Source organism: Arthrobacter sp. R-11 (assembly GCF_049913155.1).
Classification (GTDB): domain Bacteria; phylum Actinomycetota; class Actinomycetes; order Actinomycetales; family Micrococcaceae; genus Arthrobacter.
The window spans coordinates 1,037,571-1,059,969 of sequence record NZ_CP183979.1 but is presented as its reverse complement, the minus strand read 5'-3'; the positions used below and the strand labels follow the sequence as shown (position 1 = coordinate 1,059,969).

The window sequence follows — 22,399 nt, the reverse complement described above, 5'->3', positions numbered from 1 at the left end:
CCCGTGGGAGGTTCCTGCCGCCGTCGGAACTTACTGTGCCGGCTACTTCTGCGCGGGCAGCACCAATTCCCCGGTCTTGTCCGTGGACAAGGCGAGGGACGAGATGTACTGCGGTTCGCCGTCGGGTCCGTCCTGGGCCGAGCGGAGCATGTCCGGCCGCTCGAACTCGATCCCGGTCACGTGGCACAGCAGCTTGGCTTGGCTGGGGTTGCCCTCGGAGTCGAACATGGCGAGGTCGATGCCGTCGTCCTGCCGGCGCAGGTAGTAGTTCCCGCGGGTCAGGACGGCCAGCAGCGGCGGCAGGAGCAGGGCCAGGCCGACCGCGAAGATCGGCGAATACGGCTGCACGGCTGCTCCGAAGGCGCCGAAAAACACCGCGATGGACACCCCTGCCGAGGCCAGCATGGACACGAAGCCCACCGGATTCACGGCGTACAGCATGCCGCGGCGGAACTCGGGCACCTTGGGCGAGATCTTCAGCAGGTATTTATTGATCGCGATGTCCGAGGCCACCGTGACCACCCAGGCGATGGCGCAGTTGGCGTAGAAGCCGAGGATGGTGTTGAGGAACTCGAACATGTTCGCTTCCATGAGCACCAGGGCCACCACCAGGTTCAGCACCACGAACACCATGCGGCCCGGGTAGGTCTTGGTGATGCGGGTGAAGCTGTTGGTCCAGGCGAGCGACCCGGAGTAGGCGTTGGTGACGTTGATCTTGATCTGCGAGATGACCACCAGCACCACGGCGAGGGTCATCGCCAGCCACGCCGGCATCATTTCCCGGTAGACGCCCAGGAACTGGTGGACGGGCTGGTTGGCGTGGGCCGATGCTGCCGGGTCCAGGGTGGCGATGAGGTAGACGGCGATGAACATGCCAACGATCTGCTTGATGGCACCGAAAACCACCCAGCCCGGACCGGCCAGGATCACGGCCCGCCACCAGGCACCCTTGTTCGCGGCGGTGCGTGGCGGCATGAAACGCAGGTAATCGATCTGTTCGGCGATCTGCGCCATGAGGGACAGGCAGACGCCCGCGGCGAGCATCACGGAGGCCAGGTTGGTGCCGGATTCGCCGGACTTGCCGGTGTAGGCGAAGAAGGATCCGATGCTCTCCGGATGCGACACCACCAGGTAGCCCACGGGCACCACCATGAGCAGCAGCCAGAGCGGCGTGGTCCACACCTGCAGCTTGGCCAGCGTGTTCATTCCGTAGATCACCAGCGGAATGATGATCAGGGTGGACGCGGCGTAGCCCATCCATTGCGGAATGCCGAGACCCAGTTCCAGGCCCTGCGCCATGATGGAGCCTTCGAGGGCAAAGAAGATGAACGTGAAGGTGGCGAAGATGACGTTGGTGACCACCGAACCGTAGTAGCCGAACCCGGATCCGCGGGTGATCAGGTCCAGGTCGATGTTGTACCGCGCGGCGTAGTACGCCAGCGGGAACCCCGTGGCGAAAATGACGGCGGCGGCCAGGACGATCCCGAGGATTGCGTTTCCCGTGCCGTAGGAGATCCCGATATTCGCCCCGATGGAGAAATCCGCCAGGTACGCGATGCCGCCCAGCGCGCTTGTCGCCACCACCCCGGCGCTCCATTTCCGGTAGGAGCGCGGCGCGAAGCGCAGCGTGTAGTCCTCCAGGCTTTCCTTCGCGGCGCTCATCGCGTCGCTCCTGGCGGGGCTGCCTGCCGCCGCCCGTCGGGAACCGTCGACGACCGCGCTGCCGCCCGCCGTCGAGCGTTCCAGGGTCTGTGTTGTCCGCTGTTCTTCAGTCATCCCCACATCACTTTCCTCAGCTGTTCGGTATTCTCCGGCTCCGCCCGACGCTATCGGCGGGATTCGACAGCAGGGTCACCGCGGTGTTTCGGGGCTGTAACTTGTGCGCGGACCAGGGTTTGTTCCACCCCACGCGATGCCAAGATCCGCCGCCGGGCTTTGTGGACGTCCAACAAAATCGGCGCCCTGCAAGGTGGCTAGCGTCAGTGAGTAGGCATTCACCGAAACACTTCACCGAGGAAGCAAGGAGCAGCATGACCATCTTGGATACCGCCCGCGAACAGGTGCTCGAACGCGGGATCGGACTGAACGAGGCCCAATTGCTGGAGATCCTGCGCCTCCCCGACGAGGACATCCCGGCTGCGCTGCAGCTCGCCCACGAGGTGCGCGTCGAACACTGCGGCGAGGACGTGGAGGTGGAGGGCATCATCTCCATCAAGACCGGCGGCTGCCCCGAGGACTGCCATTTCTGCAGCCAGTCCGGGCTGTTCGACTCCCCCGTGCGCGGCGTTTGGCTGGACATCCCGGAGCTGGTCAAGGCCGCGAAGGAAACCGCTGCCACCGGCGCCACCGAGTTCTGCATCGTGGCCGCCGTGCGCGGCCCGGACATCAAGCTGATGAACCAGATCAAGTTCGCGATCGACCGCATCAACGAAGAAGTGGACATCAACATCGCCTGTTCCCTGGGCATGCTGACCCGGCGACAGGTGGAGCAGCTCGCTGAGTGGGGCGTGCACCGCTACAACCACAACCTGGAGACCGCCCGCAGCTACTTCCCGCAGGTGGTCACCACCCACAGCTACGAAGAGCGCCTGGAAACCTGCGCCATGGTCAAGGAAGCAGGCATGGAACTGTGCTGCGGCGCCCTGATCGGCATGGGCGAATCCCTGGAACAGCGGGCCGAACTCGCCGCCCAGCTCGCCGCCCTGGACCCGCACGAGGTCCCGTTGAACTTCCTCAACCCGAGGCCCGGAACGCCGCTGGAAAACCAGGGCATCATGGACGGCAAGGACGCCCTCCGTGCAATCGCCGCCTTCCGCCTGGCCATGCCGCGCACGGTGCTGCGCTATGCCGGCGGCCGCGAACTGACCCTGGGCGACCTCGGCACCCGCGAGGGCCTGCTGGGCGGCATCAACGCCGTGATCGTCGGCAACTACCTGACCACCCTGGGCCGCCCCGCCAACGCCGACCTGCAGCTGCTGGTGGAGCTGAACATGCCCATCAAGGAACTCCAGAAGACGCTGTGAGCGCGGAACTGTATTGCGGGCACTGCGGCGGGGCGCTCGACGGCGGGACTCCGGGAGACGGGCCGGCCGCTGCCGGTGGGGGCCCGACGTCGGACGCCCGCCCGGGAGCCTCGGCGCACCACAGCTGCCGGGCACTGCTGGCTCTGGAACCGCCGCGCTACTGCGCACAGTGCCGCCGCCGGATGAAGGTCCAGGTCACGCCGCTGGGCTGGCGCGCCGAATGCTCCCGGCACGGGAGCCTGGCGGGATGAGCCTGACCGAAGGCCTGCCCCAGCAGGCCAGTCTGATCCAGCAGGACAGCCTGCGCCAGAGCTTCACAGGGAGCAGCAGCCTGATCCAGCGCGACAGGGCGAGCCTGTGGCATCCGTATGCTCCGGCGTCGGGCACGCTTACGCTGTGGGAGGTGGAAGGCGCCGACGGCGTGCGGCTGCGGCTGCGCGACGAGCACGGCGAGCGCTTCGAGGTCCTCGATGCCATGTCCTCGTGGTGGTCGGTGATCCACGGCTACCGGAACCCCCTGCTGGACGCTGCGGCCAAGCGGCAACTGGCGGATTTCAGCCACGTCATGTTCGGCGGACTCACGCACGGTCCCGCCGTCGAGCTGGCCGAACGGCTCCTGGCGATGGCTCCGTCCACGGCCGACCGGCCCGCCTTGGAGCGGGTGTTCCTGGCCGATTCGGGCTCGGTCTCCGTGGAGGTGGCCCTGAAGCTGGCCGTGCAGTTCCAGACGGAGGCGGGGCGGCCGAAGCGGCAGCGTTTCCTCAGCCTGCGCGGCGGCTACCACGGCGACACCTTCGCCGCGATGGGGGTCTGCGATCCGGTGGACGGGATGCATTCGGCGTTTCCGGGGCTGCTGGCGGCGAACGTCTTCGCGCCCCGTCCACCGGCCGCGGCGACCGCCATCGGTCCGGATATCCAACAGTGGCGGGCGGACGTGGAATCCCTGACCGCGCGGCATTCCGATGAGCTGGCCGCCATCATTGCCGAGCCAGTCCTGCAGGGCGCGGGCGGCATGTTCGCCTACCCGCCGGAATGCGTGCGGATCCTCCGGGAGATCGCCGACCAGCACGGCCTGCTGCTCATCCTGGACGAGATCGCCACCGGCTTCGGCCGCACCGGTGAACTCTTCGCTGCCAACCATGCCGGGGTGGTGCCGGACATCCTCTGCGTGGGCAAGGCCCTCACCGGCGGGTACCTCAGCCTGGCGGCCATGCTCTGCACCGGTGAGGTGGCGCGGCTGGTTTCAGGAGGGGCGGCCGGGGCGCTCCTGCACGGGCCCACGTTCATGGGCAATCCCCTGGCCTGCGCCGTGGCGAACGCGAGCCTGGGCATCATCGCCGCCGGTGCCTGGCGGGGCGACGTGGCCCGGGTGGGTGCGGCCCTAGCGTCCGGGCTCGCCCCTGCCCGGGAGCTCGACGGCGTCGCGGACGTCCGCACCATCGGTGCGGTCGGCGTCATCGAACTGGAGGAGGCAGTGGACGTCCCGGCCGTGACACGGGCGGCCATTCGCAACGGGGTGTGGGTACGGCCGTTCCGGAACCTGGTCTACGCCATGCCGCCGTACATCAGCTCGGGCGCGGAGGCCGAAGCGATGGCCGCCGGAATGGTGGCCGCGGTCGCTGCCGGAAGAGTGGGCGCTCCGTGAGCGTCTCGATGACCCGGTGGCTGGAGCAGCAGGCCGCGGTCCGTGAACGCCGCGGGCTGCGCCGTTCACCAGAAACCCGTTCACCAGAAACCCGTTCACCCGAAACCCGTTCCCCGGAGAACCGTTCGCCGGAAAGCCGCGCGGCAGGTGGAGCCGTGGTGGACCTGGCCAGCAACGATTACCTGGGCCTGGCCTCGGATCCGCGCCTGGCCGAGGCGGCGTGCGAGGCCATCCGCCGCTGGGGCACCGGAGCCACGTCCTCGCGGCTCGTGGCCGGCACCACCGGGCTGCACCTTGAGCTCGAGGAGGAGCTGGCACGGTTCACCGGCATGGAGGCGGGCCTGGTGTTCTCCTCCGGGTACCTGGCCAACCTGGGTGTGGTGACGGCGTTGGGCGGTCCAGGCACGCTGATCGTTGCCGACGAGCACTGCCACGCCTCGCTGATCGACGGCTTCCGCTTGGCCCGTTCGCGGGTGGCAACCTTCGCCCACAACAACGTCGACGACGCCGCGCGGCTCCTTTCGGGGCGCGGCCTCGCCGGGAACGGCGAGCCGCGGGCGCTGATCGCCGTGGAGTCCATCTACAGCGTGTGGGGCGACGCCGCTCCCCTCGCGTCCCTGCTGGAACTGGCCGTCGAGCACGACGCCATGCTGTTGATCGACGAAGCCCACAGCCTGGGCGTCTCCGGCGCGGCCGGTCAGGACGGACACGGGCGGTTTGACGGACACGCGGAGTTTGAAGGACACGGCGCCGTAGCCGGGACCGCCCTGGCCGGCCACCCGAACGTGGTGCTCACGGCCACCTTGTCCAAGGCCCTGGGCAGCCAAGGCGGGGCGGTGCTGGGTTCGGCGCTCCTACGGGAGCACCTGCTGAACCGGGCACGGAGCTTTATCTTCGACACCGCGCTAGCCCCGGCAGCCGCGGCTGCTGCCCTGGCGGCGCTCCGGGTCATCGCCGCCGAGCCGTGGCGTCCGGCGGCTGTCCGCGGGAACGCCGCAAAACTGGCAGCCGGTCTTCGGACCGCAGCAAACGGATCGTTCGAAGCAGCTGGTGCCGTCCAGTCCGTTCCACTGCCCGATGCCGAAACCGCGTTGCGGGCAAGCCGGGCAGCGCGCGACGCCGGGATCCGGGTGGGCTGCTTCCGCCCGCCGTCGGTCCCGGACGGCGTATCCCGGCTGCGCCTTACCGCCCGGGCCACCCTCACCCCCGACGAGATCGACTACGCCTGCGCAACGCTGCGCGGCATCCTGGAGGAAACCCCATGAAGCCAGACCACCAGAGCCTTCCACCTATCATCCTGGTCACCGGCACGGACACCGGTGTCGGCAAGACCGTCGCCACCGCCGCGCTGGCCGCTGCCCTGCATTCCCGGGGCCGCTCGGTGGCCGCCTACAAACCGTGCCAGACCGGCAACAAGGACGGCGACTCCGACTGCTCCGAAATCACCAGGCTGGCCGCGCCCCTGACGGCGGAGGCCGGCGTCGTCCTCGAAGAACCGCTGGCCCCGGTACAGGCAGCCGCCGTGGACGGCGTGGGGCTGCCGCCCCTGGCGGCGCACGCCGAACGTATCCGGCAGCTCGCCGCCGGGCATGACCACGTGCTGGTGGAGGGTGCGGGCGGGCTGCTGGTGGAGCTGGATCCCGACGGCGGAACGCTGGCCGATCTCGGGGCTCTCCTGGGGGACGGGGCCGGCTTTGCGGTGGTCGCCCGGCCGTCCCTGGGGACCTTGAACCACACCGGGCTGACCCTGGAAGCCTTGGAACGCAGGGGCCTCGCGGTGTCAGGGCTGATCCTGGGCAGCTGGCCGGAGCTTCCCGGGCTCGCAGAGCTCGGCAACCGGGCGGCGTTCTCCGCCGGGGCCGTCACGCTGCTCGGCACGCTTCCGGAGGCGGCGGCGGCATTGCCCGTGCAGGCGTTCCGGGAGCAGGCGCCGCTGTGGTTGGACGGCGTGGCCTCATGAGCACCGCCCAATGCCCGTACCGTGTTGTCCGCGAACCCGCCGAAGTCCGCGAGGTCCTGCACCGCCCGGAGGACTTCGGCCCGGCCAACGCCCTACTCGCCGTGACCCCGTTGTCCGGGCAGGCCCTGCGCATCCTGCAGGGCGCCCGCTTCGCGCTTCCGCCCGTGCTGGCCAGCAACGACACCCCGTCCCACTCCGGAATCCGCAAAGTCGTGGCCGGCTTCTTTACCCCTGCCACCGTGGAGGCGATGGAGCCCCGGATCCGCCAACTGGCCAAGGAAGCCGCCTACGACGCCGCCAACGGACTCGCCGAGGCGGGCCGCGTGGAGCTGGTCCAGGCTGTGGCCGCCCTTCCCCCTGCCGTGGTGATGCTCGAGATGCTGGGCCTGCCGGTGCGGGAGCTGCCGGAGCTGAAGGCCTGGAGCCTGGACTCCCTGGAATTGTTCTGGGGCTGGCCCGGCCCGGAACGGCAACTGGAGCTCGCCCGCAGCGCCGCGGACTTCTACCGCTGGCTCCGGGACCTGGTACTGGAAGCCGTGGCCTCCCCCGGCCGGAACCTGTTCAAGTCCCTGGCCGGGCACGGGCTCAGCACCCCGGAAATCTGCTCCCTGGGGTACTTCCTGCTGATCGCCGGCCAGGAAACCACCACCCAGCTCATCAGCACGGCCCTGTTCCGCCTGGCCGAGGGGTCCACCGGCATCGCGTGGGACGAAGCTTCGGCGAAAGACCGGGCGACGGAGCTCGTGCGGAGTGTCCTTGCCAGCGAGTCCTCCGTGCCGACCTGGCGCCGCATTGCCAGCCGCGACACCGAGCTCAATGGCCAGCCGATCCCGGCCGGCGAAGAAATCCTGCTGGAACTGACCGGAAACCACGGCCGCCCGGGGGCCGAACCGGGCCCCAGCGGTCCAGGCGCCAGGGGCCCAGGCGCCAAGGGTCCAGGCGCCAGGGGTCCAGGCGCCAGGGGTCCGCTGCCCTACGGCCTCGCGTTCGGCTCCGGCATCCACCGTTGCCTCGGCGCGAAACTCGCCGAACTGGAGGCCGCCGTCGTCGTCCAGGAAACGGCAGCGGCGCTGCCGGGCGTCGGCCTGCACGGGCCGGAACCGGAGTGGATCAGGCTGCTGTCCTTCCAGGCGCCGCGCACGGTAACCGTGGCTAGACTCGGATCATGGGCGAAAGCCGGGACCTCCTGAGCCGTGATCTGCTCACACCAGAGCAGCGCAGCCGGAACATGTCCAGGATCCGCGGCAAGAACACCAAACCCGAGCTCCTGGTCCGCCGGCTCCTGCATGCGAAGGGCTACCGCTACCGCCTGCACGGCATGGCCGCGGGCGGGAAACTGCCCGGGAGCCCGGACTTGGTGTTCGCGGGCAGGCACAAGGTGATCTTCGTGAACGGCTGCTTCTGGCATTTCCACGATTGCCCGGCCGGGATGCACGCACCTACGGGCAACGCCGAGTTCTGGGACGCCAAGCGGCGCCGCACCCGCGAGCGCGACGCCCTCCAGCGCGAACGGCTTGCCTCCGCCGGTTGGGAGGTGCTCACCGTGTGGGAATGCGGTCTGAAGGACCGCAGCGCCCTGGAGGCCCAGCTCACGGACTTCCTCGACGGCGGGCCGCGCCCCTAGGCAGCGCCACCACGAGGCATTCCTCAAGGAGCCATGCGGTGCCCGCTCAAGATTTACTCAAGCTTTCACGGACCCCCTGCTGCACGGCTTCCGGGCACCTTACTGTTGAGTCCTGGCATCACTGCGTGGAGGCGGGAGGGAACCGTGAATGCTTGTGGAGGGCGCTCCGGCGTCCTGGTGGATCCCGCTGTCCTGAACGAACTCCGGGTGGAGTTGGGCGGGGATCACGGCGCTGTCGGGGAGTTGGTCCGGAACTACGTCAAGTTGCTGCCCGCACGGATTGACCGCCTGCAGCGGGCCGTGGACGCGCTCGACAAGGAGGAGGGCCTGGACGCGGTCCTTAGCCTGAAGACCTCGAGCGCAATGGTGGGTGCACGGTGCCTGAGCCTGTTGGCCGCCGAGCTCGAAGTCCGTATCAGGCTCTTCCCGGTTTGCGACGACGCCGCCGAGCTGAGTGCCAGCCTCGAGGAATTGGGCCGCTGTGCCCGCGGAACGGTCACCGGTCTGGTGGCGGCATGCGGGCTCGCTCCCGGGACAACCGCAGGCCTGGAGGCGAGCTAGCGCGACGGAACAGCAGGCGCCAGCCGGTAGCCGATGCCCCGCACGGTTTCCAGCCATCGGGGGGATTGCTTGCTGTCCCCCAGCTTCTTGCGCAGATTCCCCATGTGGACCTCAACGGCCCGCTCGTCGGCGTCGCTGACGTAACTGCCGGCGTCGTACGGTTCGTTGCGGAGGCGCCGCGCCAGGTCGGTCTTGGACCGCACGATCCGGCCGGTTTCCAGCAGCGCGAGCAGGAGCTCGAATTCGGAGCGGGTCAGCCGCAGCTCAACGCCCTCCAGGACGGCGGAGCGGGCTGCCGCGGAAACCACCAGCCCGTTGTGGCGCAGCTCCGCGCCACCGCGCTGCTCCCCGTGCCCCGCGTTCGACATCCCCGCGTCCGACGTCCCGGCGTTCGACGTCCTGGCGTTCGACGCCGAACGGGGCCGCCGCATCATGGCCTCCACCCGGGCGCGCAGCTCACGCGGCCGGAAGGGCTTGGTCAGGTAGTCGTCGCCGCCGGCTTCCAGGCCCAGGAGGGTGTCGATCTCCTCGGTGCGGGCGGTCAGCATGATGATGTAGGCGTCCGAAGATTTCCGGATCCGGCGGGCCACCTCGAATCCGTCGATATCCGGCAGTCCGAGGTCCAGGGTAATGACATCGGGATCCAGGTCCAGTGCCGCGTCCACCCCTGCAAATCCGGTGGAGGCTACATGGACCTCAAAGCCGGCCTGGGACAACACTGCCCTGATAAGGTCGCGGATGTCGTGGTCGTCTTCGATCACCAGCCCAATACGTGCTTCACCCATCGCAGCCCCCAGCCAACTCGATTTCCCGAGAAGTATAGCCGCCGCTGGATAGGCTTGCCCCATGAGCCGACACCCACGCCGTTCCCTGGGGGCCAGGTGAAACGCCGGAACATTGAAGGCGAGGAGAAGCCGCCGTTCTTCAAGCGTGCCTTCCATGAGCACACCTTGCGGATGCGGGTGGTCCTCACCCAGTTGCCCCTGTCCGTCCCGGTCTGCATCGCGGCCATCCTGGTGGCGCTGTTCTTCCCTGGGACGCTGGGCAACCCGCTATTTCAGATCTTCCTGCTCAGCCAGGCCCTGCTCCTGGCCGCCTGCTTCGCGGTTCCCTGGCACCGGCTGCCCTTCCCCAGTTTCCTGGTGATACCCCTGCTGGACATGGTTTCCATTACCTTCGGCCGCGAGGGCGGGCAGGAGGCGCTCACCGGCCTGAGCGTGCTGGTGGTCCTTCCCGTGATCTGGCTTTGTGCTTCCGGCCTCTATCCCCGGATCGCGGTCACGCTCTGCTTCTTCGGTCCCCTCGGCGTGGTCTGGGGGCCATTGTTCATCCGCGGTTCCGTCACGCCGCAGGACCTCAGCCGCCCCTTGCTCTACCCGATCCTGATGCTCGGCATCGGGATCTCCGTCAGCGTAGTCACCATGAGCATGGTCCGCCAGCAAAAGTCCCTCGAGGACAAGGACGAGGCACTCAACGCCGCCTTCGAAGCCAGCAGCCACCATGAACGGCTCTTGAACACCGTCATGGAGGCGCTGCCGTTGGGCGTGGTGGCCGTCGACGGCGGTGGGAACGACATCCTCATGAACCACCGCCAGCGCAGCACCCACCGCCTGGCCACGCCGCAGGGAATCACCAACCCCAACGAGTCCCAGCTCCTGGTGTTCGAGGAAGACCGGACGACCTCAGTACCCCGCGAACGGCGCCCCGTGCGGCGGGCCGTCCTCGGCGAGCAGTTCACCGATCAGCTCATCTGGATCGGCACCGGGCCGGCGCAGCGTGCGTTCACCACCAGCGCCCGGCCGATGCTCGACGACGAACGGAACTTCGTGGGCTCGGTGGTGGTCTTCAGCGACGTCACGGACCTCGTGAACGCCCTGGCCGCCAAAGACGATTTCGTGGCCAGTGTCTCGCATGAGTTCCGGACGCCGCTTACCTCCATCCTTGGTTACCTGGACCTCGTGCTCGACGACACTGCAAAGCTCGACCCCGTGGCACGTGGCCAGCTTAAGGTGGTGCGGCGCAATGCCGAGCGGCTGCTGACCTTGGTGTCGGACCTGTTGGCCGTCCGCTCGGGCCACGTGATCATCCAGCCCCATGCGGTGGACTTCGCCGAACTGGTACGCGGAAGGGTTGGTTCCGCCGCTCCCCGCGCGGCGCAGGCCGGCGTCCGCTTCTCCCTGGACATCCCCGAAACCCTCCAGGCCCACGTTGATTCCTCGCGGATTTCCCAGGTGCTGGACAACCTGATCTCCAATGCCATCAAGTATTCCCCGGACGGCGGGGACGTCGAAGTGGCCGCCTGGCAGGAAGATGGTGAGGTGGTTTGCCGGGTGAGCGACACCGGCATGGGCATGACGGAAGAAGAACAAGACCAGGTCTTCGCAAAGTTCTTCCGGGCAGGCAGCGTACACAACAGCACCATCCCCGGCGCCGGCCTGGGTTTGCCCATCAGCAAAGCCATTGTCGAAGCCCACGGGGGCACCATCACATTGCGAAGCGCGCCCGGCCAAGGCACTGCGTTCACCGTGCGGGTGCCCGCCTAGCGGGGAGGGTGCTCAAGCCGAATGGGCAGGCGTGCTCCGCCGCCGTCCGAACACGAAGTACCCCACCGGGCCAAAGAAGTTGATGAAGCATGCCGCCCGCCACAAGGCCTTGCTTCCGCGGATCTGCGCCGCCGGCGTCTTGGAGATGCTGCGCTGTGCCGCCAGCATCAACCCGAACTCCAGCGCACCCGCCACGATGGTGACGCGGCGCTGCCCGGGCGTCATGTCTTTCCAGGACTTTTTCTTCTTCATGCCGCCCATGGTTGCCTCCGTCTGCCGCGGTGTGTTCTCAGGCTAGCCCTGTTGGCTGCCACGCGGAACAGTCCGTCATCCGCGGCAGTCCGTCATCCGAGGGCCTGGCGGACCACTTCGCCCCAGGACTGCTGGGCCAGGTCCGCCACCGAGGCAAGGATCTCCGCGGGCGGCCTGGACAGGTCCAGCGGGTACTCCACCACGTCGATGTCGGTGTTGAGGATGCGCCGCAGCTTCATCTCCCCCGTCCCTGCGTAGACCAGCCAGGCGGTGGGGACCCGCAGGGCCGTGCAGTAGGCGAGCATCCGGTAGTGGTCGGCGTTCAGGGAGGCACCGGTGTCCGGCCCGGCCGTGTAGTTGGCCCCGTAGACCACCACCGGCCGGCCGCCCAGGAAATGCACGGCATCCGGGCGGACCGTGATCCGGTCGGAGTCCCGGACGGCCTCATTGAGCAGCGTGCCGTACCGCATCCGGGTTTCACCGGGGTGGGCGCGCATGGCTTCGCGGAGCGCGACTCCCACGAACTCCTTGAACACAGCGGACATGTCCACCACGAAGGCGGCGCTGCTCTGCTTGCCGTCGCCCGCTTCTGCCGAGCAGTTCCGCAGGATCACCTCCGCCAAGCGCAGGGCCGCATGGAAGCGCAGGTTCATCCGGCTGGCCTGCCAGTGCGGAAGGGGCGCACCTGGCACCAGGGACGTGGCGCCGTCGAGCTTTCCGCCCAGGCGGCGGAGGCGGCTCAGAACCTCGGGACGGACGCCCGGAACCTGGCCCATCCGGGCCAGCGCGGCCCGCAGGATGCGGTTTTCGGCGATGTCTTCGCTGAACTCGTCATAGGACACCTCCAAGGGCACCATCAGGCCAGGCCGCCGGGAGATCTGTTCGGAGATCCGGATACGTCCCTTGACGGTGCGCAGGGATTCCTCCACGGTCACGTAGCCCTGCAGCGGGCCGCGCGTGAGGGCGCGTTCGGCAAGTTGGGCGAGCGATTCGGCCAGGGCGCTCCAGAGGTCCTGGTGCTCGACGGCGGCCACCGAGTCCTCGCGGAAGCCCTGCTCGCCTGCGTAGCTGAGCAGGAACAAGAGCCTCCGCAGCCCGAGCCGGTCCTTGGGCCGCACCTCGAACTGCACGGCCGGGGTCCGCACCGAGCCCACCTTGCCGACGGGTTCGATCCGGTACAGGCCCATGCCCATCGGCGCAGCCTTCGCGAGCCCGCTCGAGTTGAGGAAGGCCGCCGTCGCGGGGTCGAGCCGCTCAACCACGCCCCTGGACTGTTCGTCCAGCACGATGTGCCGCACGCCGGGGGCGTGCGGCGGCCGGGGCGGGATCGCCACCGGAAGCTGGGAGCCTTGACCCCTGGAGCCGGCGCCTGCGTCAGCGCGGCGCAAGGCGTCCCAGCAGCTGTTCCAGCCCGAAGCGCTCCTCCACCTGCGCCCGGTTCAGCTGCCCGTGGTAGTGCTCTTCGAGCAGCGGCATGAGCTCGTACTTCCAGATCCGGCGCAGGCCGGCAGGAGTCTGCGCGGCACTCTTCATGAAGTAGGACGGGCCGATCATGAGGTCCCGGTCCCAGTCGTCGATTGCTTCATTGAGTGCATCGAGCAGATCGGCGTTGAGGGTATCCAGGCCGTTGGCCTCAAGGAAGCGTCGCAGGGTGCCCCGGATCGGTTCGACCTTGGGGTGCAGTTCCACGAAGGCGAAGCGGCGGCGGATCGCCGCGTCCATCATGGCGATGGAACGGTCCGCGGTGTTCATGGTGCCGATGATGTACAGGTTGTCCGGCAGGCTGAAGGGTTCGTTGGGGCTGTACTGCAGGGATATCCGGTCGTCCCGGTACTCGAGCAGGAAGTACAGCTCGCCGAACACCTTGGCCAGGTTGGCCCGGTTCATTTCGTCGATGATCAGGAAGTACGGTTTGCTGGCGTTTTCGGGTTTGGCGGCTTCTTCAGCCAGGCGCCGCAGCGGCCCGGCCACGAGCTTGAAGGACACCTGGCCGTCGTCGGTCTTGTCCGGGCGATAGCCCTCGAAGAAGTCCTCGTAGGCGTAGGAGGGGTGGAACTGCACCAGCTTCACCCGCTCATCGGTGCCGTCCCCGGCGAGTTCGGCGGCCAGGTGCTTGGCCAGGTAGGTCTTGCCGGTGCCGGGCGGGCCGTAGAGCACCAGTTGCCGGTTCTCCTCCAGGAGCCCGGCGATTTCCTGCAGCGGTTCCAGCTCCATGTGCAGGGAAGCGGCGAATTCCTCGCTGAGCGGGCGGAAGCCTTCCGGGACGGGCTCGACGGCGGACTCGGGGGCGGCGGCGAGCTCGCCGTCGGACTCCGCTTCCGCGGGCAGCAGCGCCTGCAGCAGGCTCATCACCCTGGTGACGTCCACGACGATCCCGGGCGTGGAGAGCTGGCGCTGGACGTGCCGGGGCGCCTCGGCGAGGGCATGGCTTTCTTCGAACCAACGCACCTTGCGGCGGAGCTGGCCCTTCCCGCCGTCGTGTTCTGCCTCCCCCAGCACCACGCCGATCCGCACCGATCCCGAGTGCTGGAACAGGGCCAGGTCGCCGGGCTTCATCACGGTCAGGAAGGCAAAGACGGCGGTCTTGGTGTCCTCGCGCTCCACATAGCCCAAGTGCTTGCAGTCCTCGTCCACGACGCGCTGCACCAGCCCGGCGCTCACGCCGGGGGGCAGCTCACGCAGATGTTCGACGTCGAGGGTCGCCTTTTCCCCGTCCTGCCAGGAGGCGAGGAGCTCGGCGGAGTCGTGGTGGGTGCGCAGCAGCCAGGCCCGGCGGCCGGGATCGCCCACCTTGCGCCACTGGCCCACGAGCTGGCGGGAATACCAGTCGATGCGCTGCCCGGCCTGTTCGTCCAGGTGCAGTCGGATGCGGTGGATGTCCGCGGTGACGTCCTCTTCGCTGTCCCCTTTGGCTCCGCCCACCAAGGAGGCGAAGGCGTCCCGGATCTCACGGCGCTCCACATCGGCCACGACAGGCTCGAAATAGCCCGGCCATGCCAAATACTCGATGCTGCGGCGGATGGCGGGCTGGTCTTCCGGGGTCCCGGCAACAAGCTCGTGGAACTTCAAGGGGTCCTTGAGCGCCTTGGCGATCTCCGCCGTCGGCTGCTTGTCCACCTGGACCACGAAGCGGCACAGCCAGCCGAGCTGGTCCCAGATGGTCCAGTTGAACTCAGCGGTGCGGTCCCGGATGACGCCGTGGTCGGTCATGTCCCGGTAGAGCTCGTCCGGCAGCTGCAGCGGCGGTTCCAGCCAGGACGCGGCCTCGGCCACGCGGGCGCGCTTGACCTTCAGGGACTTGACCTCGTGGGCCAGTGGCAGGGACTGCAGGAACAGCAGTTCGACGGCGAGGAGCCTGGCCTCGCGGCTGGCCCCCTCCAGGTTGCGGCGCAGGTTTGTCATCATGGGCGCCTTGCTGTCTTCGACGCCGCGTTCCAGGCGCTCGAGCAGTTCCGTCGCGGCCTCGGTGGTCCACGTGTGGGTGCGCCCGTCGAGGGCGGAACGCTTGCCCTGCAGGGCAGGTCCCAGCACGAACCACGCGGCGTCCTCGATTTCCTTGGAGATTCCGGGCGCACGGGAAACAGTCTTGCTGGCGGGAGTCACCTAGCAAACTTACATGGTTTGGCCGGGCATTTCATGGGCGTCCCAACTCTCCCCCTCCGGCCTGCGTGAGCGTACACTTGGGGCCCCGTTGTCGCTGTTTTCGGGGCCCCAAGTGTACGTTCGCGCTGTGTGAACGCCGGTCCTAGTGCATGCTGAAGCGGTATTTCCGGGGAACTTCCTCCCCCGGGCACAGCTGCTGCCAGAGCTCGGAAATCGCGTTGTCTCCTTCGAGCAGGTCCGGGATTTCCACCCCTTCCCTGAGGATCGCGGCGGCTTCTTCCGTCCTGCCGCTGCCGGCCATGGCCCGGGCGGCCAGGAACCGGTTGCGCCCCGCGGCGGTGGCCTCCTTTGGCGCCTGTTCCGCCAGTAGGAGGGCGGCTCGGGGCTCGCCGTGGGTCAGGTGCAGGGTCATGGCTTCGGCCAACAGCTTCCCGCCCGCCGGGTCCGCGGCGCAGGCTGCACGGAGCTCGGCAAGGCCGGCGTCGACGCGGCCCGTGGCCAGCAGGAGCAGGCCCAAGCCGCGGTGGGCCAGCGCGTGCCCGGGATCCAGGACCAGGGCCTGGACATACAGCTTTTCCGCCGGCCCGAGATTCTGCCGGGCGTGCTTCATGGTGGCCCTGTGGAAGTGGGCTTCGGTTCCTGTTGCCCCTTGGAGCATCCGTTCCCATGCCGGACCTGCCACGAAGCTGCCGGAACCGGGAAACGCCCGGGGCGTGCCGGCGTCGGGAAGTCCGTGCCGGAGCAGCTCCAGCCAGGGCAGCTGTTCGGCTGTGATGGTGCCCGCTGCGAACGGCGTGCCGCCACCGTCCAGTGGCGGGGCACCTGCGGCGCGGCGCAGCTCCTCTTCGAGGGCGCCCCAGCCGGTACCAGCCAGCAGCATGGTCTCCGGGGCCGTGTCCGCCAAGGAGCCGGCGAAGGCGAGCGCCGTGTCCAGGGCCTGCTGGTCCGCGAGCCCGGCGAGCCTGGACTGGGCATGCTCCACCGCGGCATCCCAGTCGCCGCGGGCGGCAGCGGTGTCGAGGCCCGAGTTTCCGTAGGCTTCCACCCAGCTCCATTCGGCGCCGCCGGGCATGGGCAAGTGCTCGAACTGGGTCTGCGCCAGCCCGGCCTGGATTTCCGCGTAGCCTGCTCCGGGGTTCCCTGCTCCAGAACCGGGGCTGAGCCATTCCTGCCAGTTGTGCCCGCCGTCCCCCTGCCCCCAGACGAACAGCTTCTTGCCGCGCAGCCGGGATGTGGACAGCATGGCCAGCCCGTCGCCGTCAGCATCCACTGCGGCGATCCAGTGGCGATGGCCTTCGGGAATGTCGAAGAAGTAGTCCGCGGCGTGGGCGTTCCGGACGGGCCACGTAGCGTCCGCGCCTTCGTGGTCCGTGGGCGTGACGCGCCGGATGTCGGTCTCGTAGTCGCTGCCGAACGCCGTCCGGGCGGGCGCGATCACACGGGTGTCCGGGGTCTCCGGCACGGCGGCGTTGCTCCACCAGTACATGGGCACCTCGTGCGGGTCCGGGTTGCGGAGCCTTACGGCGGAGAACAGCACGCGGGAGTCAGCGGGGAGCCAGAGGTCCACCTGGACCACCACGCCGCGGAGCCTCTCGAACTCCCACATCCGCAGGACCTGCTGGCCGTCCGGTGCCGTCAGCAGGGCGGAGTGCCAGGGAATGCAGGAAGTGGGAGTGTGGCCGCGGGTGCCGATGTTCCATTCCAGCCCGCCCGCGAACCAGGCGTTGCGCAGACCGAAGTTGGCGAACTGGATGGTGCGGGGACTGTGCAGCAGCTGCTTGCCGCTGGCCTTGTCCAGCAGTTCCCAGATCCTGCCGCCCAGGCCAGGCAGGACGGTCGCCTTGAGGTGCTGGTTTTCCAGCACGACGGCGGGCAGCTCGCGTGCCTTCCGCTCCCGCGAGTAGCCGTCCTGGATGGTGTAGGGGTAGATGTTGGGCGGGTAGCCGTAGGCCGCCCTGGCCTTCAGCTCGTCCGGGACTCCGATGCCCACACGGTACGGTGTGTGGATTCCGGCCGCGACCGGGGGCAGCGGACTCTCCTGGCCGAAGTCCGCCACGTCGAGGGTGATGGTGCCGGCAGTGATGGTGCCGGCGGGTGCCGGGTCAGTCATGTGCGTATCCGATCGTGAGCAGGAGCCCGCGCCGGGGGGCGATGCGGATGGTTTGGCCGGTCGCGTACTCGGCGGCCGGCTGGAAGCCCGCGATCGCTGGGGCTTTCAATGGGGCGCAGGTGCCATCGAACTCCAGGGTCACGTCCACAGTCTCCTCGGCCCAGGACGCGAGCGCCACCACCATCCCGGCGTCGCCGGACCAACTGGTGGCCAGGACCGCGGGGTCGCTGGTGCGGACCGGTGCGCCCGGATCCCAGAACCCGGTCATGCGCGCGCGTTCCAGGCCATGGTCCTTCCAGAACTGCCACAGGGGATGGTTGTCGACGTCGGGCGCCCGGCCGGTCATGCCGAACACCATGCCGCGCCAGGGGTTGCCGCCGCCTTCGAGCATTTCGCCCATGAGCCCGAACGGGATGCCGGAGAGCTCCACGAGCCAGTACTCCGGCGACGTGTTGTCGTAGTCGAAGTACTCGCCGAACCAGAGCCGGTCCACATAGGGCAGCTGTTCCAGGTAGAGGTTCGCGGAGGAGGCGAAACCGTCCTTGGCCGTGAACTGGTTGGCGGAGTGCAGGTCGATTTCCGGGCCGTCGCCTGCCGGACCAGTGACCGGGCCGGTGGCCGGGCGGCTGCGTTCGAGGACCTTGCGCACCCGCAGCATGGTGTGCCGGTCGAAGGCGATGTCGTCCAGGTAGATGCCGTCCACGGCGGTTGCCTTCGCCAGTTCAGCCAGGCTCCGGACGTAGAAGTTCTCCCAGCGGGACTCCCCTGTGGTCACTACGGCGATGTCCTCGACGTCGGGGGCGAACCAGGCTGACACGTAGCCGCTGCCGGCATGCTCCTGGAGCCAGGGGTGGCCCTGTCCCGGGCCGTCGCTGAAGACTTCGTGCCCCAGGGACAGCAGCGGCAGGAGCTCCGGGCTGTGGAAGGTCAGTTCCCGCACCGTGTTGTAGACCTTGGCCCGCAGTCCTTGGGCGTGGGCTTCCCTGACGTAGCCGGCCAGGGTGCCGGCGCTCAGCAGGGGATCGTTGATGTACGGGGCCGGGGCGGTGGCGTGGTGGATGTTGACTACGGTGGCCCCGGATTCCGCGATGTCCCGGGGATCCGCCGGAGCGTGGAAGTACCTGCGGGAAAAGTGCTTTCCGGGGTCGATCGCCTTGAACGGGGTGAGGAGCACCCGGAAGTCGAAATCAAGGCTCTCCCCCGGCGCCATGGTGCGGGCACCGCTGAACGCGCTCAGTTGCACCGTGCCGGCGTCGGGACCCGGGCCCAGGCTGACGCCGCCGCGGACCTGGCCGTCCGTCCGGTTGGCCCAGGAAACAGGTTCCCGCAGGGGCTTCTCCCGGTAGAAGTTGGTGTTGAGGGGCCGTTCGTACTCGGCGTCGCGCAAGGACAACTGGACGCCGGCGTTCACCCCGCCGAGCCACAGCGAATCCTGGTTCTTCTCGGCTACGTCCCAGCTCCAATTGAGAGTGTCCGGGCGCCGGCCGCCGGGCACGCCGAGACCCATGGCGAGCGGCACCGCTGCCTCGACGAACCCGGCCGCCAGCCCGACGTCGTCGAGCATCAGCGGCACGCCGTCCCCGTTCCGCAGCCGCAGCGCATAGCTGCACGCGCCGTCGGCTTCGAGCTCACCGTGGAGCTCCAGGACCAGTCCGGTTCCGATGCTGACCCAGCGGTTGTTCCAGGACACCTTGCCCGGACCGTGCCCCGGAAATTCGTGCACGGTGAAATCCAGCGGTGTGCAGTCCCATCCGCTGTGCTGACCGACGGCGACGGCTAGTTCCATGGCCGTGGCGAGCAGTTCGACGGCGGGTCCGTCCGTCCCGGTCATGGCCGGCGTGAACGTGGAGCTCAGTTGCTCCGGCAGCCCGGACGGCGCGAGCCGCAGGGTCCGGCCGAGGATCCCGAGGGTGCGGTTCCCGGCGTCGAGGGTGATCGCGATGAAGGGCGCCACGAGCCCGTGGTCCTGGGCAAGGGTCGAGTCCAGCCAGGCGAGCCGGCGCAGATATCGCGGATCGCCGAAGCCGCCGGCCAGGACGTCCGGATCGGCGGCTTCCAGCGGCAGCACGTCCAGGGTGACGGTGACTAGCTTGGGGTCGGCACCCTCCGCGGCAACCGTGATGGCTGCCGTGATTGTGCTGCCCGCCGCCGCGCGGGGAACGGGCAGCACCACGTAAAGCGCCTGGACGGACCCGGCCGCCACGGAAAGTTGCTTCGCCAGGGGCCGGCCCAAGCGGTCGGTGCCTTCGGTGTTCAGGCAGCGGCCGCCGTCGGGCCCTTCCACCCGGACCGTCACGCCGGCCAGGTCCGTCACGGCGTGCAGTCCCAACTGCACCACGTAGTCTTCGCCGGGCTGGGCGGTAGCGCGGACGGAGTCGGCGGGCCCGTTGATGGCCCAATGGGCGGGAAGCCGTTCCCGCATGGACACCGGGTTCAGCCTGTCCTCGGGAAACAGCAGGAACGCCTCGCCGCCGTGCCTGGCGTATAGTGCCTGGAGCTCGTGCTCCGTGGCCGTGAAGTTCATCGGGGCGAAGGAATCGCGTTCGCTCGCCGCCTCGTAGCGCAGGACCGTCGCCTCCGGCAGTACTGCGGCGTCCGGCAGTACTGCGGCGTCCGGCAGTCCCGCGGCGTCGCCGCTCCTGGCCGGCTCCCCGACCGGCTTCCCTGGCTTCCCGACGGCGGCCGCCCACCCGGGTGCCGCCGTCGGCCGCCGCGGTAGGTACCGTGCCTGCGGATAATGGGCCGCGCCGAGCATGGCGTACGGAAGGTAGTAGACGAAGTAATGCCCGGGGCCGTCCACCGCCTCGAAGACGAGCTCGACGGATTCCCGGGTGGAGCTTCGGACCAGCAGATTGCGCACCCGCCGGCCGCTGCTGCGGGAGACCACGATGACGTCCACCCCCGCGGGATCCGGGTCCTGCCGCCGCCAAGGCAGGACCACCCGGACCCCGGGTGCTCCCGGCGGAGCCGCCGGGACGTCCACCACGAAGCGATGGTTGCCGTAGAGCAGCTTGTCCCACGCTCCGACGCCGCAGGGAAGTTCCGGATGGCCGGAGTACTGCCCGGTTGACTGGTGTTCTGCTGATTGGGGTTCTGCTGATTGGTGTTCTGCTGATTGGTGCACTGCTGACTGGCGCTCTGTTGATTGGCGCAAGGGCGTCACTGGGGCTCCTGGGAGGCTGTCCGGGTGGGCGTCACCGTCGTGGTGAATCCTTCAATCATTGACGGCGCGAATGGCCCTGTAAAGGAGCATTGCGAACCGTACTCACTGGGATTTCCCCCGCCCGCGCCTTGACAGCCACCGGCGTAACAAGCCGGACATCAGCGCCGGGTAGATTGTGCGCCATGATCGACATCGACTTCGACGATCCCGCACGCGATGATGTCTCACTGCTGTTGGACGAACACCTCGCGGACATGTACGCCACCTCCCCCGCCGACAGCGTGCATGCCCTGGACCACTCCGCCCTGTCCCAGCCGGACATCACCTTCTGGACCGCGCGCGAGAACGGGGCATTGTTGGCCTGCGGCGCGTTGAAGGAACTTCCCGCTGGGCCGGACGGCGCCAAGGAGGGCGAACTCAAGTCGATGCGCACCGCGGCCGCGGCAAGGGGCCGCGGAGTGGCGGGCCTGCTGCTGGCCGCCATCGTGGGCGAAGCTCGCCGCCGCGGACTGTCGCGGCTGTCCCTCGAAACCGGCGCCGAGGACTACTTCGCCGCCGCGCGCCGGCTCTACGTGCGCCACGGGTTCACCGAGTGCCCGCCGTTCGCCGACTACGTCCCGGACCCCAACAGCGTGTTCATGAGCCTGGAGCTTCCTCCCGTCCGCTTCCCGTAACGGACTACCCGGCGGCGTCGACGGCGGCCTTCGCGGCGGCGACGATCTCCCGGTCGGTGACCATGTACGAGGACGGTCCGCCGCCCGCGCTGCCGGCGCCCGACGCAGACACGATCCTCTTGGCGGAAAGGTGGACGGCGTCAAGGCCGGCCCGCCGCATCGCCGCTATGTCCGCGATGGCCAGACCGCCGCCGGCCATCACCTGCAGCCGCCCTTCCGCGCTTTGCACCATCCGGGACAGCACCGGCAAGCCCTCACCCGCGGTCGCTGCGCCCCCGGAGCTGAGGACGCGGGTGAAGCCGAGTTCCACGAGCTGCCCGACGGCGGCGGCCGGGTCGGGTGTCTCGTCCACTGCGCGGTGGAAGACCAGTTCGGCGTCCGGATTCACGTCCCGGGCCGCGTCGGCGAGGCGGCGGACGGCGTCCACGTCCAGCTGGTTCCTGGAGTCAAGCGCGCCAAGAACCACGCCGTTGGCGCCCTGGTCCAGCAGCGCACGGATCTCCTTGACCATCGTGGCCAGCTCATCCTCGGAATAGCGGAAGTCTCCGGGCCGGCAGCGGATCAACGGGTGGATTTCCAAGCCCCTGTCAGCGGCGCCCGCGGCTTCGAGGCAGGATTCCATAAGGCCATGGCTGGGAGTCAGACCGCCAAGCTCCAAGGCACTGCACAGCTCGATCCGGTCCGCTCCTTCTTCGGCAGCGACAACAGCGCCCTGCAGGCCCACCACGGCAATCTCAAGCTTCATGCTGAAACTCTACGGCCATGCGGGCGCCCAGGGCGCTGCTGGTATCGGACGGGATGGCTACGCCCGGTACGGCTCCAGGCGTTCCTTCTGCTCCGGGGTGAGCCGCCGGACCCGGCCCGTTGCTTCGTCGACGAACGCCAGGTGGGTGCTGGCCTTCACGCACTCCTCCCCCGTCACGGGGTCCTTGACGAGGTAGTGGAGGTCGAAGCTTGCCCCCTTGACGGCCCCCACCCAGATCTCGACTTCCGCCGGGATGTTGCGGTAGTCGAGGGTGCGGACGTAGCGGACCTTGTGTTCCACGACGAGGGTCATGACGCCGTCCTCGACGTCGTTGAAGATCGCCACCGGCGGTTCGGCCCCGGGGAGTCCGGCGCCCCGCGGCGGACCGAAGGCGGCGATGCGGGCCTCTTCGAGCATCCGGACAATCTGGACGTTGTTGATGTGGCCGTAGGCGTCCATGTCGCCCCAGCGCATCGGCACGGTGACCGTGATGCGC

The 22,399-nt window shown here is 68.7% G+C and carries 19 protein-coding genes; 10 read left to right on the top strand and 9 right to left on the bottom strand.

Annotated features, from left to right (window positions below; translation table 11 throughout):
• Nucleotides 1–42 precede the first annotated feature (42 nt).
• Complete coding sequence (locus ACN9M4_RS04735; RefSeq protein ID WP_426302410.1) at nucleotides 43–1,776, bottom strand: purine-cytosine permease family protein; 1,734 nt, start codon at nucleotides 1,774–1,776, stop codon at nucleotides 43–45.
• A 254-nt stretch (nucleotides 1,777–2,030) separates the two neighbouring features.
• On the opposite strand from ACN9M4_RS04735, the gene bioB reads away from it, so the two are divergent.
• The 8 genes from bioB (at nucleotide 2,031) to ACN9M4_RS04695 (ending at nucleotide 8,813) form a co-directional block, all read left to right on the top strand.
• Nucleotides 2,031–3,023 (top strand): biotin synthase BioB, encoded by a 993-nt coding sequence (gene bioB, locus ACN9M4_RS04730; RefSeq protein ID WP_426302409.1) that lies wholly within the window; start codon nucleotides 2,031–2,033, stop codon nucleotides 3,021–3,023.
• A complete protein-coding gene (locus tag ACN9M4_RS04725; RefSeq protein ID WP_426302408.1) occupies nucleotides 3,020–3,274 on the top strand; it encodes a hypothetical protein in 255 nt (84 codons plus the stop codon). The genes bioB and ACN9M4_RS04725 overlap by 4 nt, the downstream gene beginning before the upstream one ends.
• The gene (locus ACN9M4_RS04720) at nucleotides 3,271–4,668 is read left to right on the top strand and encodes an adenosylmethionine--8-amino-7-oxononanoate transaminase (RefSeq protein WP_426302407.1); all 1,398 of its coding nucleotides are present in this window, start codon (nucleotides 3,271–3,273) and stop codon (nucleotides 4,666–4,668) included. The genes ACN9M4_RS04725 and ACN9M4_RS04720 overlap by 4 nt, the downstream gene beginning before the upstream one ends.
• Nucleotides 4,669–4,676: 8 nt before the next feature.
• Nucleotides 4,677–5,933, top strand: a complete 1,257-nt coding sequence (locus ACN9M4_RS04715) for an 8-amino-7-oxononanoate synthase (RefSeq protein WP_426303389.1) — start codon at nucleotides 4,677–4,679, stop codon at nucleotides 5,931–5,933.
• Nucleotides 5,930–6,628: a dethiobiotin synthase gene (gene bioD / locus ACN9M4_RS04710; protein ID WP_426302406.1), complete on the top strand. Its 699-nt coding sequence runs from the start codon at nucleotides 5,930–5,932 to the stop codon at nucleotides 6,626–6,628. The genes ACN9M4_RS04715 and bioD overlap by 4 nt, the downstream gene beginning before the upstream one ends.
• Complete coding sequence (locus tag ACN9M4_RS04705) at nucleotides 6,625–7,818, top strand: cytochrome P450 (protein ID WP_426302405.1); 1,194 nt, start codon at nucleotides 6,625–6,627, stop codon at nucleotides 7,816–7,818. The genes bioD and ACN9M4_RS04705 overlap by 4 nt, the downstream gene beginning before the upstream one ends.
• Nucleotides 7,794–8,252, top strand: a complete 459-nt coding sequence (locus ACN9M4_RS04700) for a very short patch repair endonuclease (RefSeq protein ID WP_426302404.1) — start codon at nucleotides 7,794–7,796, stop codon at nucleotides 8,250–8,252. Before ACN9M4_RS04705 ends, ACN9M4_RS04700 begins: the two co-directional genes overlap by 25 nt.
• A 144-nt stretch (nucleotides 8,253–8,396) precedes the next feature.
• Nucleotides 8,397–8,813 (top strand): Hpt domain-containing protein, encoded by a 417-nt coding sequence (locus tag ACN9M4_RS04695; protein ID WP_426302403.1) that lies wholly within the window; start codon nucleotides 8,397–8,399, stop codon nucleotides 8,811–8,813.
• Here the strand turns inward: ACN9M4_RS04695 and ACN9M4_RS04690 are convergent.
• A complete protein-coding gene (locus ACN9M4_RS04690; RefSeq protein WP_426302402.1) occupies nucleotides 8,810–9,598 on the bottom strand; it encodes a response regulator transcription factor in 789 nt (262 codons plus the stop codon). The two genes, ACN9M4_RS04695 and ACN9M4_RS04690, sit on opposite strands and share 4 nt — an antisense overlap.
• Nucleotides 9,599–9,769: 171 nt before the next feature.
• Between ACN9M4_RS04690 and ACN9M4_RS04685 the strand changes: the two genes are divergently transcribed.
• On the top strand, nucleotides 9,770–11,356 hold the full coding sequence (locus ACN9M4_RS04685) for a sensor histidine kinase (RefSeq protein ID WP_426303388.1): 1,587 nt from the start codon (nucleotides 9,770–9,772) through the stop codon (nucleotides 11,354–11,356).
• Nucleotides 11,357–11,368: 12 nt separating this feature from the next.
• Here ACN9M4_RS04685 and ACN9M4_RS04680 read toward each other — a convergent pair whose 3' ends face one another.
• The 5 genes from ACN9M4_RS04680 to ACN9M4_RS04660 all read right to left on the bottom strand — a co-directional run bounded on the left by ACN9M4_RS04680 (nucleotide 11,369) and on the right by ACN9M4_RS04660 (nucleotide 20,484).
• Nucleotides 11,369–11,608 (bottom strand): hypothetical protein, encoded by a 240-nt coding sequence (locus ACN9M4_RS04680; protein ID WP_426302401.1) that lies wholly within the window; start codon nucleotides 11,606–11,608, stop codon nucleotides 11,369–11,371.
• 92 nt (nucleotides 11,609–11,700) lie between these two features.
• Nucleotides 11,701–12,936 (bottom strand): McrC family protein, encoded by a 1,236-nt coding sequence (locus ACN9M4_RS04675; RefSeq protein ID WP_426303387.1) that lies wholly within the window; start codon nucleotides 12,934–12,936, stop codon nucleotides 11,701–11,703.
• Nucleotides 12,937–12,982: 46 nt separating this feature from the next.
• Nucleotides 12,983–15,211 (bottom strand): McrB family protein, encoded by a 2,229-nt coding sequence (locus tag ACN9M4_RS04670; RefSeq protein ID WP_426302400.1) that lies wholly within the window; start codon nucleotides 15,209–15,211, stop codon nucleotides 12,983–12,985.
• 142 nt (nucleotides 15,212–15,353) lie between these two features.
• On the bottom strand, nucleotides 15,354–17,321 hold the full coding sequence (locus ACN9M4_RS04665) for a DUF5107 domain-containing protein (RefSeq protein ID WP_426302399.1): 1,968 nt from the start codon (nucleotides 17,319–17,321) through the stop codon (nucleotides 15,354–15,356).
• Nucleotides 17,314–20,484, bottom strand: a complete 3,171-nt coding sequence (locus ACN9M4_RS04660; protein ID WP_426302398.1) for a glycoside hydrolase domain-containing protein — start codon at nucleotides 20,482–20,484, stop codon at nucleotides 17,314–17,316. The genes ACN9M4_RS04665 and ACN9M4_RS04660 overlap by 8 nt, the downstream gene beginning before the upstream one ends.
• 182 nt (nucleotides 20,485–20,666) lie before the next feature.
• Between ACN9M4_RS04660 and ACN9M4_RS04655 the strand changes: the two genes are divergently transcribed.
• A complete protein-coding gene (locus ACN9M4_RS04655) occupies nucleotides 20,667–21,158 on the top strand; it encodes a GNAT family N-acetyltransferase (RefSeq protein ID WP_426302397.1) in 492 nt (163 codons plus the stop codon).
• Between the two features lie 4 nt (nucleotides 21,159–21,162).
• Here the strand turns inward: ACN9M4_RS04655 and ACN9M4_RS04650 are convergent, their stop codons facing one another.
• Together ACN9M4_RS04650 and ACN9M4_RS04645 are read right to left on the bottom strand one after the other, a co-directional pair.
• Nucleotides 21,163–21,903, bottom strand: coding sequence for a copper homeostasis protein CutC (locus tag ACN9M4_RS04650; RefSeq protein ID WP_426302396.1), 741 nt, complete (start codon nucleotides 21,901–21,903; stop codon nucleotides 21,163–21,165).
• Between the two features lie 57 nt (nucleotides 21,904–21,960).
• Complete coding sequence (locus ACN9M4_RS04645; protein ID WP_426303386.1) at nucleotides 21,961–22,377, bottom strand: acyl-CoA thioesterase; 417 nt, start codon at nucleotides 22,375–22,377, stop codon at nucleotides 21,961–21,963.
• Nucleotides 22,378–22,399 lie beyond the last annotated feature (22 nt).